This is a genomic window from Legionella drancourtii LLAP12, from assembly GCF_000162755.2.
Classification (GTDB): Bacteria; Pseudomonadota; Gammaproteobacteria; order Legionellales; family Legionellaceae; genus Legionella; species Legionella drancourtii.
Map to the genome: position 1 here is coordinate 22,902 of NZ_JH413814.1, position 14,004 is coordinate 36,905.

The following is a 14,004-nucleotide window of genomic DNA, read 5'->3' on the forward strand; positions in this document are numbered from 1 at the left end:
GACAGGCTCTGATAAATTTGAAGCCTAAAATCCTTAACTTAATGGCAGTGGCTGCGGCAATAGCCCCTACAAAAATTTAATTCATCATACTATAGAGTAGTATAGATTCTCAAAACAAAATTAATGATACAATTCCAGTGATGCAACAATACCCAGCTACAAACAAGGAAGTTTCAGTTATGGCAAAATTTATTAACGATTTTGCCTCGAACTACTTGAAATATAGGCAACATATCTATACATATGCTAGACTAAATATAAACAAAGAGGAGTTCTACACGATGAACCGCAATGATGTCACGCTAATCAGTCAGCGCAAGGAATCAGTGCTTTCAAGCAATAAGGTACTGCGTAATACATATCTGTTACTTAGCTTAACGTTCTTATTTAGTGCGTCCACAGCTTATTTGTCTCTTACCAGTGGCGCTCGCCCCATGAACCCATTGCTCATGATTGTTGGTGTTTATGGTTTAATGTTTTTAACACAAACGCTACGCAATAGCGTCTGGGGATTAGTTAGTGTTTTTGCCTTCACCGGCTTCCTTGGCTACACTCTAGGTCCAGTGCTTAGTTTTTATATTCATAATTTTTCTAATGGCCCACAGCTGGTTGCTACTGCTTTAGGTGGTACTGGCGTAATTTTCTTTGCTTTATCAGGTTATGTATTAACAACGAAGAAAGATTTCAGCTTCTTAGGTGGATTTCTTTTTGTTGGTACCATGGTGGCTTTGTTAGCAATGGTCGCAGGAATATTCATCCACATTCCTGCATTACAATTAGCTATTTCCGCTGCATTTATCCTGATTTCTTCCGGATTAATCCTATTGCAAACCAGTGCGATAATCCATGATGGCGAAACAAATTACATTTCAGCAACAGTAGGGCTTTTCGTATCAATTTACAATTTGTTCGTCAGCCTGCTCAATATATTAAGTGCATTTTCAGGCCGCGATTAGATTGTACCGGTCTCCTCTACCTGATCCCGGTTTCGACCGGGATTTTTTTTGCATGTTGGGTAAAAGGTAGCTCAAACAATACACTGCATTTAATTAGATCCGTGCCTAAACCTTAGTCCAGACTGAACACTAATTTCCTCACACGGAGTATTTTCATCAGATGTGAAGAACCGATGTCTTAAATTATTATCAAGGGTAAGATTTTTGCTCACTATAGATGTTTGGCAACGCAAGGAGCCATTCATCGTTGCTGCAATTTGAGTCACATTGTGTACTCCCAAAATCCCCATCAACATCCCCTCAAAATTACCAGACCAATCATAAGCATCAAGCAGATCTACTTGATGTACCTGACTCATGCCCAAAGAACTTAAGGATTGCTCAAATTGCATTCTAAATTCATTGAGATCACAACGAAGGACCATAAAATGGCGTCCTTTTTCCCCTAAATCAGCAGCAATACCGTTCATCATCAAAGCCAAAACCCCATCAAATCCATCTGATTTTTTGCAGTATGGGACATATTTAAGTTGCTCAACATTGGAACAATCATCGAGATAAAATAAACAACCAAATACTTTCTTAACAATAAATCCATGTTCTTCCAGTATTTGATATGTCGTATTAATAACACGCGCTTCAAATTGTTCTTTAAGAAAAGAAAAGGTAGCATTAGCTTTAATTTTTTCTTCCTTATCTAAGCCAAAATCTATTTCTGGTTGCTCAAAGGAATGAAGGATAAATTGCCCTTTTCCAAGATAAGCCATTTGTAAATCAAGATGATAAGTCCATTGTGGAATAAAAAGTAACTTCTTTTGTGGGCAGCAAAGTTCTTCTGTAATAAGCTGTATTGCCTCTTCACGTGACACCTTGTTAAAGGCCATAGTGTCTGAAAGAACATTCTCACCAATTAAATAAAAACGTTCGCCAAGCGGATTAATCGCACAGAAAAAATTCCCCCCTTCAAGCATTGTTTTGTGCACTAACGTAGTTTCATTTAATACATCAATGGCTCTATCATTCCACTCAGTAGATGATTTCAGATTAAGCTTAGAGTGATGATGCTCATTCATCTGCAGTGGTTGATAATAAAGACGAGTATTTAATTTTGCTTGCTCCATAAAGAAAGGGGTCATATAGCCGCTATCCTTTTTAATTGGTGCAATCACTTCTTCGCCGGTGGATACCAAATAATCTTTTGTCCAATAGCTCTCACTTAAATGATGGCTTCGAATATCAAAGCCTAAAGCCATGGAAATTTCTTTTATTGATTTATAATAGGGTGAGTCTTGATGAATAAATACCAATGAATTAGCGGTAACTACATCCTCAGCAAAAAGAACGCTGTGATATAACTGATTTAAATCGTCTATGAGTTTACCCGCTAGCTGATAAATCTGTAATGCAGCATCATAAGACTTTTTAAAATTATTCTTTTTTAACTGTTCTATGGCATCGTATAAAGATTGTTCCGCTATTTCTCTTTCTGGAGATTGGAGCTCACCAACGAGTTCAGTTAAACACCCAGTAATAAAGTTAATATTTACTTTGCCCATAATATTTTCATTTAACAAACAAGAAGTCAATTTTAATCCACTTGTATTAAAGAAATATTAAGTGGGTAATATTGGATCATAAAATAGATATAATTACGTGCAGAAAATGCCGCATAATGGAATAAAATTCTTTTGTTGGTACTAAACGAACTGTATAAACTGGGAGGATGTCCCCGGTGCAGCCCAATATGAGGAAGGTCGCTTCGCTCTGTTGTTGGGCTTAACTTGAGGAACTCGGATTAGGATGGGCTGCATAATATCCTGGCTTTTCCTCCGCAATGCTCCGTGTTAATTTTAGCGTTGTTGCCAAATAAAATGCTTCTAACACAGTGTTAAAACAACCACCATCAAAGGCGCTTCACCATGATAAAGCTTGGCGTAAATCGCTTTGGCTTGTTTTGGTGGGTAACCCTGTTGAGGCACCGGCACGTTGTACATCAATCAATACTAAGGGCAATTCAGCAATTACTGCGAGGCCAAGACTCTCACTTTTTAAATCCAAACCTGGCCCCGAAGTACAGGTTAAAGCCAGTCTTCCACCATAAGCTGCGCCAATACATGCACAAATCGCCACAATTTCATCTTCTGCTTGTAATAATTGCACCCCAAAATCCGACAAGCGCGCACATTCATGCAAAATAGCCGAAGAAGGGGTAATTGGATAGCCAGAGACTAACATGGGTATCTGTGTGTGTTGCCACAGTTGCCAGTGCTAAACCTATTGCTTCAACCCCAGTAATTTGTCGGTATTCACCAACCTGGCGATTTGTCTCACCTAGCATATAATCACGACGTGCCAATTCTAAGGTCATCGCGTAATTGTAGCCAGCTACTAAAGCCGCTTCATTTGCTTTGGCAATTACAGGATTTGCTTTAAATTTTTTCGTAATGAATGCTTCATAAGCCTTAGTAGGTAAATCAAATAACCATAATACCAGCCCTAAAACATAAAAATTCTTGGTCTTGGTTGCCTGCGGCTTTGTTAATTCCAGTGCAGCTACTGCTTGCTGGGTTTGCGTGATCAAGGGGAAAGAAACAATATGGTAGTGTTCAGCACAATTATCAAGAAAACGCTTATCCATCCCTGCTTTTTGCCAATCTTTATCCTGATAGCTGTCTTCGTTGATAATCAATAAACCACCCTGATTCAAATGCTGCAAAGAATTTTTCAACGCGGCAAGGTTTAATGCCACTAAACCCGCGGTAAAAATAGCCTGTTCTGCCATGGCCAACTGGAAACCAGAGACACCACAGCTACAGTTCCTGCTGGCGCCCTGATTTCTGCTGGAAAATCTGGTAAAGTACGAACATCACGGCCGGTCAGCGCTGCACTGACGGTTAGTTGCTCACCAACCAGTTACACACCATCTCCTGAATCCCCGGTTATACGAATAACAATCATGTTAGTCGTTGACATAGAGCCTCGCTTCTAGCATTAATTGACGCATGTGTTTTACTGCTTCTTTCATTCCGCAAAATAAAGCGCGAGCAATAATGGCATGGCCTATGTTAAGTTCAAGTAATTCGTTAATTGCGGCTATGGGCTGCACATTGTGATAATTCAAACCATGGCCTGCATTTACAGTAAGATTTAAACTGGCGGCATATTCAGCGGCCTGTTTAATCCGTTTTAATTCGTGCTGTTGCTGCTCAACATGGGTTGCATCCGCATAACAACCGGTATGCAATTCAATTACAGAGGCGCCTATCTCTGCCGCAGCTTTAATCTGATGCGGATCAGGATCAATAAACAAGGACACTTCACTGCCCATAGCCTGCAAACGTTTCACCGCATGCTCAACAGATTTTTGGTGCGTTAAAACATCTAAGCCACCCTCTGTCGTTAATTCTTCACGTTTTTCTGGAACCAAACAAGTATGTTCTGGAGAAATTTCTTCTGCAAAATCAAGCATTGCCTCCGTAACCGCCAGCTCTAGATTCATCCGTGTTTGCAATACTTGTTTTATTACCCGTACATCCCGTGCCTGAATGTGGCGCAAGTCTTCGCGCATATGCAGCGTGATTCCATCGGCACCCGCTTCTTCAGCATCCAAGGCAGCCTGGACGGGATCTGGATAACGAGTACCACGTGCTTGTCGTACTGTAGCTATATGATCAATATTCACACCTAATAAGATTAGCTTACTCATTATGCATCCTACAATATAAAATGATAAGTATAATGTTCCTCCTTCCCTAAACTCAATTAGAAATTGCATTTAAAGACCGCTTCTGAGTTTAGAAACATTTAAGAAGCCAGAAATTACCTTTTTAGATCAGCTCGCTGTACTTGTATCTTTCTATTGCTTTTTTTATGTGGAATAATTACATATCCAAGCAACCATGGCGTTGTATTAAGTAGAGGAATGTCCGCATTTTTCGTTTTCCAGGCATGAATAAGTGTTCTAAACCAACCATTAATGGTTTAATTTCACCTCAATATTTCATATTCAAAAAATTGTTCTATCGAAAACAATTTTTCCCAAAATGGAAATTTTTAGTGCCTTGATTTAGTTGCAAAATCTATTTAGAAGACTATAAATACAATTAGCATGCTCATTTTAAGAAACGTTTAACATGGATATTTTATCTTGTTTAAAAAGCTTTACCGCAACGGTGGACTGCAAGAGCTTTTCTGCGGCAGCGCGCTCTTTATACATATCACCTTCGAAACTGAGCAAACAAATCAGCTGGTTAGAAGAAGAGCTTGACATCGCCCTATTTGTCCGCTCTACAACACGCTTAGTTTTGACTGAGCCTGGTCAACGCCTTTATGAGAAAACATTGGTTCTCTTAGAACAACTAGAACAAGTTAAAGCTATTGTGAATCCTGGAAAAGCAGAATTACAAGGAACCATTCAACTCTATCTTACAGTAACCCCTGCAATACCCTATCTAACCTCATTAAGCATAGAGTTTATGCAGAAACATCCTAAAATTAGTATGGATATTCTGGTGGGTTCAGAAGATGTCGGGATTTATTCATCTACCTTTGATTTGGCGCTCTCCTTTGAGGTGATTAAACATCCCAAACTTAGTTGTAGCAAATTATTTTCCATCCAGAGAAATACATTTGCTTCGCCTGCTTATCTTAAGCAATATGGGAATCCGCACACAATTGAAGAATTGGCAAAACATAATTGTTTAGTGAATACGCTCTATGGCTTGCAGAATAAGTGGATATTCAATAAAAAAATAATTCATGTTTCCGGAAATTTTAAAAGTAATAATGCGTCTGTTTTAAAACAGGCTGCCGTTGAAGGCGTAGGCCTTATTTGGGCCCCTTATTTTTCAGTAACGGAAGAAGTAAAAAAGGGCCTATTAGTTCCCGTATTACCACAAGAAATTTCCCCAGACATTACGCTTTATGCCATCTATCCTAAGCATTTAGCTCATGACCGTAAAATTAATCAGCTCTTGCATTTTTTTTATCAAAAAGCTTTAGCACAAAAAATTATGAAAATTCAAGACAAACAATAGGAATTACTAATACCAACATGCGCGCACAGAAATAGCGCGTGTTTATTAACCATATAATGCTCGCGCCTTAATCTCACGCCCACCAAGCAAATGCTCTATGGCCTTACGCATAATATGTTTCGCTGATTTAAGACAATCAATCTCATCCAAATTATCTGCTGCCAAAGCAAGAATATGTGCTCCAGGAATACCGCGATTAGCGATAATAAAGCCTTCACCAGCAATAAATTGGTACGATAACTCAGCAACAATACAGTCATCAGTTCGTGCCTCATGCGTAAAGGAAAATGAATAGCCACAAACCTTGAGCAAAGTCCATTCAAAGCGCCTTAATAAAGATTCAAGCGCCAAACGATCTTTGGTTAGAACTAAGGCATTTAAAGTAAATAAATAAGCATCAAATAAGGCGGTATCAGGGTAATGCGGACTTAATGCATGATAAAGGATTTCATTAACATACAATGCGGAAAAAAGAGAATGTCCTACAAGTTGTAGCGTCGGGGAAATGCTTTCTATTGTTTTAACAAAGAATCGCTCATATCGTTCATCAACTGTGAGCCATGACGGGGTAAATGCCTGCAAAAGAGCTTGCTTTTTAGGAGTACGCCCCCCTTTGCAAAGACAATGGATTAAACCAAATTCACGGGTAAAAAAACTCACTCTGGCACTAGTATCACCAGACCATTGTTTATGTATGACCCATGCTTCGATGGTCTTAGTCATAACCTAATTGTTTTAACATGCGCTCATCATCAGCCCAGCCGGATTTAACTTTACACCAGCATTGCAAAAATACTTTTTTGCCTAACAATTTTTCCATATCCAGGCGTGCACTCGTTGCCATTTCTTTTAGTTTTTGTCCTTTGTCACCAATAATCATTCGCTTATGATTGTCTTTTTCGACCAGAATTAACGCATGAATGCGCACTAAGTTCCCTTCGTCTTTAAAGGATTCAATATCTACGGTCACTGCATAAGGTAGTTCCTGGCCACAAAAACGGAAAATCTTTTCACGTAATAATTCAGCACATAAAAATTTAGTGGGGCGATCAGTCAGTTGATCATCAGGGAATAAATGAGGGCCTTCGGGCAAATAATTTACTAGTTTTGCCTGTAACTCATCAACTTGTACGCCTGTTTTTTGCGGATATGGGGATAATTGCAACAAACTCATGTTTTTGGCTCATTTGTTCCATCCATGGCAACAATTGTGCTTTATCATCAATCTTATCAACTTTATTCACAACGAGAATGCAAGGCACGTTGGCTTGTTTAATTAAACTCAAAACATACTCATCTTCTTCTTCCCAATGAGTACCATCCACAACAAAGGCAGCCACATCGACATCACGCAATACACTGAGTGCTGTTTTATTCATTAAGCGATTCATTGCTTTTTTACTGCCGCTCTGATGAATGCCTGGTGTATCCACATAAACAAATTGATGCGCACCTTCAGTACGAATCCCCAAAATACTGTGTCGGGTTGTCTGTGGTTTTTTTGAAGTAATACTTATTTTTTGCTCTAAAATACAATTTAGAAGCGTTGATTTGCCCACATTAGGCCGACCAACCAAGGCAATGTAACCGCAATAACTAGACATTAAAAATTTCCTGTATACTTTTCAAACATTTTACCAGTACCACCTGAAAATATCCAGTTATCTGCTTTATCCCACTTGTTATTTTAAAGAAAAACCAAGTATGCTGAACATCATATGCACAAAGAACGATTTTCATGGACGAGTTTGCTACTACAAATGAACACACACAAATTATCGTTCCCTTGACGATTATGCCCTTTAGCCATCAAGCGTCACCAACAATAACCGGAACCCTGTTCAGCACTGACACAAAAAGGTTATCGTGACTTAAATAAGTTAATTGCTTATTTACTAAAAAAACCAACGCCCCCTAACCGCAATAAGCACAGAACAGGCGCAAAAAGTACTGAGCCACCAAAGTGCAGGAAACGTGGGTCGTCATCGCCAATGAACAACGAATTCTCATCCGTCAAGAAAACAAGCTAATGTATTTAGGGTATTTCATTCAAAATGAACTCATCTATCCCTTACCCAGTGGCCAAGATTTATATACTCTAGCTCAAGTCAGCAAGCGCCATCTGTATTTACCAGAATGAGTTAGTCTAAAAATTAAAGCATTCCTTTCACGTACCCCCGGTTTTTTTATTAATATTTACCAGAATATGCATCGATATCATGCGACTTATCGTCTTTCCCGGTCTGCAATTGCTCAAGAATCTGATTATTCTGCCCTTCATTGATATGTTTTCACTGCTGATGCGTCTGGGAATCATGGTTATTAATCTCTTAAGCCGCATATCTGCCTATACTCTAGGACATATTCTTTATACTTTTGGAACTATCTGGGATCCTTCCATAGGTTTTTTATTTTCAGCAAGTGCCCAAGAACTCACACTATTTTTTAACGAGCTAGATAATGTAGCCGGCAAGATGAAACAAAGTATCCTCTTTTTTATTGAAGTTACACGTAGTCATTTATGTCAATGGGCCTTTGTTGATAGTAGGATCCCAAAACGTTGCGAACGCATTCCCCATGACGATAAGGGATGTTTATTAAAAATGCTCCTGGATAAATCATGCGTAAAACCAGAATCAAACCATCTTGCAGTGACGAACCCCGTTCATTCGCAATTGTTTTCCAAATCCTCAGCAATAAGCACATCAGGTCATTCTCTTTCTGATAAGAAACCCTCATCTGAATTAGGTATACTGTCGAATTAAGGCTCTAGCTCCCCCTCTTAATCCCATTTTTTTTGCTAAATAGACATTTAATCCTACAAAAATAAGTTAAAACATAGTAAAAATATCTATATCTATTGAATTTACGCCAATAATTGGTGTTTTATTGATCAGTTTTGTGTATAATTAACTTAACTGGGGCCATCGAGAGAGATTTATGAGCTTAGACAAAATACCTACAGAGAACCAACAGTTATTCTCCCCTACCCCAAGTACTTCGCCCGAATTAAATGAGTGGCTAGACTCCGCTATTGCCGCTAAAGCCGGACAAATGCGCTTTGACCCTCCTTCTGATGAGATAGACTTTGACCCAAACTCACCAATCAACATCAGTCGTTTTGGTTTTAAAAATCCTGGTGACTTAAAAGTCTTTTTATTATCGCCCGCAGGAGAAGCTAAAATAGGTGAAATGGGCGCTAAATTAGCAGAAGAAAAAGCGGTTGAAGATCAACAAAGATTAAATAATCAAGAAGAGGCAAGAATGCACAGCCTCATAAAAATTCATCTGTTACTTTGGTTAATGGAAAAAGAAGCCCACGCTGACTCCTTACTCAGAGAACACATCGATGAGTTCAATCAAAAGGCAATAAATCAAAGCAAACCAGCCCCTCAAAGCACGCAAGCAGCGCCAAAAGCAAACAAAGAATTGCAACAAGCAATGGCAAGCTATGAAGCCGCTATTAGGCAATATCAAGAAGAACACAATAATCTTGCCAAAAATGAAGAAGCACTAGATGAGCGCCTGGCAAGTCTTGAGCAACAACAAACAGCCCTTACAACTAAATACAATGTATATAATGCCAGCCTTGCCGAATTTGCACAGGAGTCTGATGAATATGAAGCATTAAAACCTGAAGATTTAGATACTCTAATTGAGGACCTGGAAAATCACATCCACGCTCAAACGGAAACCATCACTACCTTACTCGAGAGTGGCGATCCAGCCGATGAAGAAGAAGCGCGTCAATTATTAAATAAACAAAATGCATTAAATTTACAAGTAGCAAGCTTAAAAGACTTACGCTCAACACGGCAAGAAGAAAACGCCAAGAAATTTTTTAATGCCGACGGAATACAAGTACCTTCACAAAAAGATGCCTCCTTCATTACCAACCACGATCAAAAAATCGTTAAAAAAGATGGGGAATATTATCTTTTAAAAGCCGATCAAAATATTGATGAGTTATCTGATGCTGACAAAGAAGATGCGAAAGAAGGTTTTAAAAGTGCTCAACACGAATTAATGACCGTTCAAAAAGCAGTTCAGCATACCCATAAATTAGAAAAAAGCTTTTTTGCGACGCAAATTATTGAAGTCACTGCACAAAAAGAACAGAACACCGCAGAAAGAATGACACTGGAAAATCAAATTAAACTGATGCAATCCGTGCGCGCAACCTTGGCTCAACCCAATGCAGGTTTAGAAAAAGATGCGCAGGCAATGCCAACGCCAACAATGTCAGGCAAGATGATAGCGGTACCAGCTCCACCCAAATCAGCCATAACTTTTGCTAATAGTTTGGGGCCTATCTTTGGAAAACTGTTTCCAATGACTAAAGACAAGTTATCAAAGCACGTAGATGAGCATGCAAAAGATCATAAGCTCAGTCCTAAAGACATTAAAGAACTGAAAGAATTTTTGAAAAAAGCCATGGCATTATTAGGTCTAGGCACAATACCCTCACTGGCTCCTTTGCCGCAAACAACCATGGAGTCGTTACTGAAAAATATGGCGCGATTTGGTGCCGATCCTTATAAACCTGGATTAACACCAATACAAAGTCCAATGCAAACACCGAAACCAAGCCCGATGCAACCACCCATGGACTCACCAACGCCCAAATCTACAACTATGCCAAAACCCGAGCCAGAACCAGAACAGCGTTTTAATCCTACGCCTTTGGGTACGAAGCCATATTCATAATAATGGGGCTACGCAATAATATCCGTAAGCTATAGGCTAAGCGATGGAGCTCAGCCTATAATTGATGGGCCATTTGACTCAATATTCGCTTTAACGTTGCTGATAGATACTACTATTGGATCAAACGACCTGACCTACGATGGCATGTAATAAAATAACACTAAAGCCATTCAAGCTCCGCTAACTCAATACCTTATAAAGATACATTTAAGCTTTACAGTCTAGCCTAGTCCGTTTAATATAAAATATTATTGCGTTACCAAAAAACGGAAATCATTATGATCTTAGATAAATTGCTGGGTAATCAATCCGTAATCATATCATTGGATGTCGATGATTTGTTATTTGAACGACTACAACAAATTGCTGACGCTGGATTTTCTTTAGTAGAAATTAACTCTACCGATACTACGCTGTTGACGAAGGCTATTGCCCAATATCCCACGATTAAAATCGGAGCTGGAGGCATCATTGAGGTGCAGCAATTAGAAAATTGCTACCGCGCCGGAGTGCATTTTGCTACTAGCCCAGGATACTTACCCTCCATTGCACAAACAGCAAATATCTATTCCATAAACTACTTACCAGGCGTCGCAACGATTTCAGAGGCCATGGCCGTAATAAGCTTTGGCTACACCCACGTTCGCCCCTTCCCTGCAGATTTAGCTTTTTGTACGGTATTAAATAAATCATTACCGCGCCTAAAACTATTCCCTGCTGAGATTGAATGGGAAGAGGCGGAACATTTTCTAAATTTACCAGCTGTTGCTGCTGTAGGTATCAATAATCCAGATAAAAAACAACTCAGCGCACTTGCAGCAAGTATTTTGATCTAAATTAACGTAAGTTCAAGGTAGGGGCTCGAGCAAGACTTTACCTCAATCTGTTTGGGTGCGCATTAGTATCAAGATTAGCAAGACTGCAAGCAATACGCTAAGAACGTAGTGCATTGTAAAATAAGAAGTTTTAACTTTTCCCATCCCATTTTAAATTATTGTACGACTTAAGTTTAAAAATAGGATATCAATCCATATAATACAAACAAATATAGGGTCAATTAACACCTTAAATATCCCAATCAGTGCGTCTATATGCCCCATTGACAGCATACCTCCTTCCAAATAACATGATTATTCTTTATACTGGCATGTTTTTTGAATTTGGAATTCGCTTTTTATTAGTAATATTTAAGGATTTATATGTCTAAAAATTTTATCAGCAAAATTAAGATACCACTCATTCTTTTTGCGACACTTTTACTTCCTATATTTCTGGGTTCACAAATTCCCCTTGAGATAAAATCCATTTTCTATGCTTTTAGTTTGAGCATAAAAGCGATTCTGGAATTTGTTTTACCATTTATTATTTTTAGTTTCATCTTTTATTGTCTTTCAAACCTGCAAAAAGGAGCTATCTTTTTTGTATTCTTATTAATAACGTGCGTCTTTATATCGAACTTTACCGCATTGATGGTTGGCTATAGTTCGGGTTACGCTGGTCTACATTTCTTACATTTTACAGCCCAAGCAATTAGTACTTCTGGTCCACAATTAACACCAGCCTGGCAGCTGCATTTAACCAAATTAATCTCCAATGACATCGCCCTATTATGGGGTTTTTCGATTGGTATATTTTTTTCTATTTGGCCAAATCCAAAAGCCAAAAAAGTTGCTGTGAAATTAAACTGGTTAGCTAATATCTTTTTAAAGAAAATCTTTATTCCCCTTTTACCTTTATTTATTTTAGGCTTTGTTTTCAAACTGGAACATGAACATATACTGAAAACATCGTTAAGCCTCTACGGCCCTATACTAATTTTAATCATTGCCACACAATGGCTCTATATCAGTTCATGGTATTTAGTCGCCAGCCAATTTTCACTTAAAAAATTCTGCTACTACCTGAAAAATGTCTTACCAGCCAGCCTAACTGGTCTTAGCACTATTTCAAGTGCGGCGGCAATGCCGGTACTTCTTTTATCAACAGAAAAAAATCTGGATGATCCAGAACAAGCGAGAATGCTGGTTCCCGCAATTATCAATATTCACACCATAGGTAGCGCAATTGGTATTCCTATTTTAAGTTTGGCAACCATATTAACCTTTGGTTTACCTATGCCATCACCTTCGGTATTTATTGTCTTTGCTCTTTACACTGCATTAGCAAAGTATGCCGTTGCGGCCGTCCCAGGTGGTGTAATTATCGTAGTAACGCCCCTGTTAGAAGCCCATCTTGGTTTCTCAAGCGATATGATTGGATTAATTACCGCCATTTATTTAATCTGTGACCCTTTTGGCACAACAGCAAATGTTACTGCTAATGGTGTTTTCCCCATCTTATTTACCAAGCTACACAAACGCTTGACGCAATTCTTTCCTGCGGCAGCCGGCGAAAGCCATGAGTCAACTCCTCAATTTGAGCGCCAAGGAAGTGGTCAGCCCACTTAAGCTCGCGGTCAGTTAGAGAGGTTGGAGGCATTCACTCCAACCTCGCAAGACAATAAATTTAACCCCGATTAGCGAAACCATAATCTAGAAATATCCCTGACCTTTAGACAACTCTGCATGACTAGTGACAACAGCATTCATTAATCTATAGCCTCAGTAATATTTAAAATCTGAATGGGTAATTTTGTACAATTACTACACATATTTACCAGGTCTTGATTTTTTCCTTTACAAAATAAACCAAAACCTGTTGAGTCAGGTTTTCCGCAAACCAGACATATTACCACTGAGCTCACAAAGTCTTGCTTAGGTTAACCCCATCATTTTTATATACTTTGGTGATGGTTCACTATTTTCGTTAGATTCTTCGTAGAGCGAATCTTCATCAATACTTGCACGACGTTTTTTTGCTCCAGATGCAGGAGCACCTTCTCTTTGAAAAAATTGATCGCGTCCTGACTCAGAAAAAGATATTCTATTGAAACATTGATGTGATTATTTTTGTTGCTAATGGGTCTTTTATTTATCAAAAATTTGTTGGTTATGCTGTTGTATATTAAGCTGCTGTTCCAGGGCCTCATATCTACATTGTAACTCATCATATTTACATTGCAGTTCATTGTTACGATGTAACAGTTCCTCGTTGCGGATCTGCAGAGTTTCCTTTTTATCTAAATGCTCTTTAGTCAGCAGTCTCACCAAACCACTATCAGCTCCTGATGTAAAATCGCTAATCGCCTCAGCAAGTAAGGTATTCTCATTATTTACCACAATAAAATCTTTTTTATTTACTTGATCAGGGAACTGTTCGCAGATCAAAGTGCAAATTTGTGAGCCTTTATCTAAAAACATCAAGAT

11 protein-coding genes and 2 pseudogenes are annotated in these 14,004 nt (G+C 38.7%); 7 read left to right on the plus strand and 6 right to left on the minus strand.

Annotation, left to right across the window (positions count from 1 at the left end):
• Positions 1 to 281 precede the first annotated feature (281 nt).
• Positions 282 to 956, plus strand: coding sequence for a Bax inhibitor-1/YccA family protein (locus LDG_RS06550; RefSeq protein WP_040534749.1), 675 nt, complete (start codon positions 282 to 284; stop codon positions 954 to 956).
• An 89-nt stretch (positions 957 to 1,045) separates the two neighbouring features.
• Here the strand turns inward: LDG_RS06550 and LDG_RS06555 are convergent, their stop codons facing one another.
• The 3 genes and pseudogenes from LDG_RS06555 to pdxJ form a co-directional block, all read right to left on the minus strand.
• On the minus strand, positions 1,046 to 2,512 hold the full coding sequence (locus tag LDG_RS06555) for a hypothetical protein (RefSeq protein WP_006870432.1): 1,467 nt from the start codon (positions 2,510 to 2,512) through the stop codon (positions 1,046 to 1,048).
• A gap of 304 nt (positions 2,513 to 2,816) precedes the next feature.
• Positions 2,817 to 3,869, minus strand: a pseudogene (locus LDG_RS20605) (2-oxoacid:acceptor oxidoreductase family protein); the annotation flags it as partial.
• A gap of 46 nt (positions 3,870 to 3,915) precedes the next feature.
• Positions 3,916 to 4,662, minus strand: a complete 747-nt coding sequence (pdxJ, locus tag LDG_RS06565) for a pyridoxine 5'-phosphate synthase (protein WP_006870435.1) — start codon at positions 4,660 to 4,662, stop codon at positions 3,916 to 3,918.
• A 427-nt stretch (positions 4,663 to 5,089) separates the two neighbouring features.
• Here pdxJ and LDG_RS06570 point away from each other — a divergent pair, with 427 nt between their 5' ends.
• Positions 5,090 to 5,992: a LysR family transcriptional regulator gene (locus LDG_RS06570; RefSeq protein WP_006870436.1), complete on the plus strand. Its 903-nt coding sequence runs from the start codon at positions 5,090 to 5,092 to the stop codon at positions 5,990 to 5,992.
• A 45-nt stretch (positions 5,993 to 6,037) separates the two neighbouring features.
• On the opposite strand, the gene recO is transcribed toward LDG_RS06570, so the two are convergent.
• Positions 6,038 to 6,715: a DNA repair protein RecO gene (recO, locus tag LDG_RS06575; protein WP_040534751.1), complete on the minus strand. Its 678-nt coding sequence runs from the start codon at positions 6,713 to 6,715 to the stop codon at positions 6,038 to 6,040.
• Positions 6,708 to 7,596, minus strand: a pseudogene (gene era, locus LDG_RS20505) (GTPase Era). The gene recO and the pseudogene era overlap by 8 nt, the downstream one beginning before the upstream one ends.
• Positions 7,597 to 7,955: 359 nt before the next feature.
• Here era and LDG_RS19595 point away from each other — a divergent pair.
• The 5 genes from LDG_RS19595 (at position 7,956) to LDG_RS06600 (ending at position 13,146) form a co-directional block, all read left to right on the plus strand.
• Complete coding sequence (locus LDG_RS19595; RefSeq protein WP_006870440.1) at positions 7,956 to 8,132, plus strand: hypothetical protein; 177 nt, start codon at positions 7,956 to 7,958, stop codon at positions 8,130 to 8,132.
• A gap of 79 nt (positions 8,133 to 8,211) precedes the next feature.
• A complete protein-coding gene (locus LDG_RS06585; protein WP_006870441.1) occupies positions 8,212 to 8,757 on the plus strand; it encodes a hypothetical protein in 546 nt (181 codons plus the stop codon).
• Positions 8,758 to 8,932: 175 nt separating this feature from the next.
• A complete protein-coding gene (locus tag LDG_RS06590) occupies positions 8,933 to 10,699 on the plus strand; it encodes a hypothetical protein (RefSeq protein ID WP_006870442.1) in 1,767 nt (588 codons plus the stop codon).
• Positions 10,700 to 10,977: 278 nt separating this feature from the next.
• The gene (locus LDG_RS06595; protein WP_006870443.1) at positions 10,978 to 11,535 is read left to right on the plus strand and encodes a beta/alpha barrel domain-containing protein; all 558 of its coding nucleotides are present in this window, start codon (positions 10,978 to 10,980) and stop codon (positions 11,533 to 11,535) included.
• Positions 11,536 to 11,898: 363 nt separating this feature from the next.
• Positions 11,899 to 13,146 carry a cation:dicarboxylate symporter family transporter gene (locus tag LDG_RS06600; RefSeq protein WP_040534753.1) on the plus strand — a complete coding sequence of 416 codons (1,248 nt, stop codon included), beginning with the start codon at positions 11,899 to 11,901 and terminating at the stop codon, positions 13,144 to 13,146.
• 519 nt (positions 13,147 to 13,665) lie between these two features.
• On the opposite strand, the gene LDG_RS06605 is transcribed toward LDG_RS06600, so the two are convergent.
• A complete protein-coding gene (locus tag LDG_RS06605) occupies positions 13,666 to 13,998 on the minus strand; it encodes a hypothetical protein (protein ID WP_006870446.1) in 333 nt (110 codons plus the stop codon).
• Positions 13,999 to 14,004 lie beyond the last annotated feature (6 nt).

Bases quoted from the DNA above. Each gene is read 5' to 3' on its own strand.
- LDG_RS06550 (WP_040534749.1), top strand. From the start codon at position 282: ATGAACCGCAATGATGTCACGCTAATCAGTCAGCGCAAGGAATCAGTG.
- LDG_RS06555 (WP_006870432.1), bottom strand. From the start codon at position 2,512: ATGGGCAAAGTAAATATTAACTTTATTACTGGGTGTTTAACTGAACTC.
- pdxJ (WP_006870435.1), bottom strand. From the start codon at position 4,662: ATGAGTAAGCTAATCTTATTAGGTGTGAATATTGATCATATAGCTACA.
- LDG_RS06570 (WP_006870436.1), top strand. From the start codon at position 5,090: ATGGATATTTTATCTTGTTTAAAAAGCTTTACCGCAACGGTGGACTGC.
- recO (WP_040534751.1), bottom strand. From the start codon at position 6,715: ATGACTAAGACCATCGAAGCATGGGTCATACATAAACAATGGTCTGGT.
- LDG_RS06585 (WP_006870441.1), top strand. From the start codon at position 8,212: ATGCGACTTATCGTCTTTCCCGGTCTGCAATTGCTCAAGAATCTGATT.
- LDG_RS06590 (WP_006870442.1), top strand. From the start codon at position 8,933: ATGAGCTTAGACAAAATACCTACAGAGAACCAACAGTTATTCTCCCCT.
- LDG_RS06595 (WP_006870443.1), top strand. From the start codon at position 10,978: ATGATCTTAGATAAATTGCTGGGTAATCAATCCGTAATCATATCATTG.
- LDG_RS06600 (WP_040534753.1), top strand. From the start codon at position 11,899: ATGTCTAAAAATTTTATCAGCAAAATTAAGATACCACTCATTCTTTTT.
- LDG_RS06605 (WP_006870446.1), bottom strand. From the start codon at position 13,998: ATGTTTTTAGATAAAGGCTCACAAATTTGCACTTTGATCTGCGAACAG.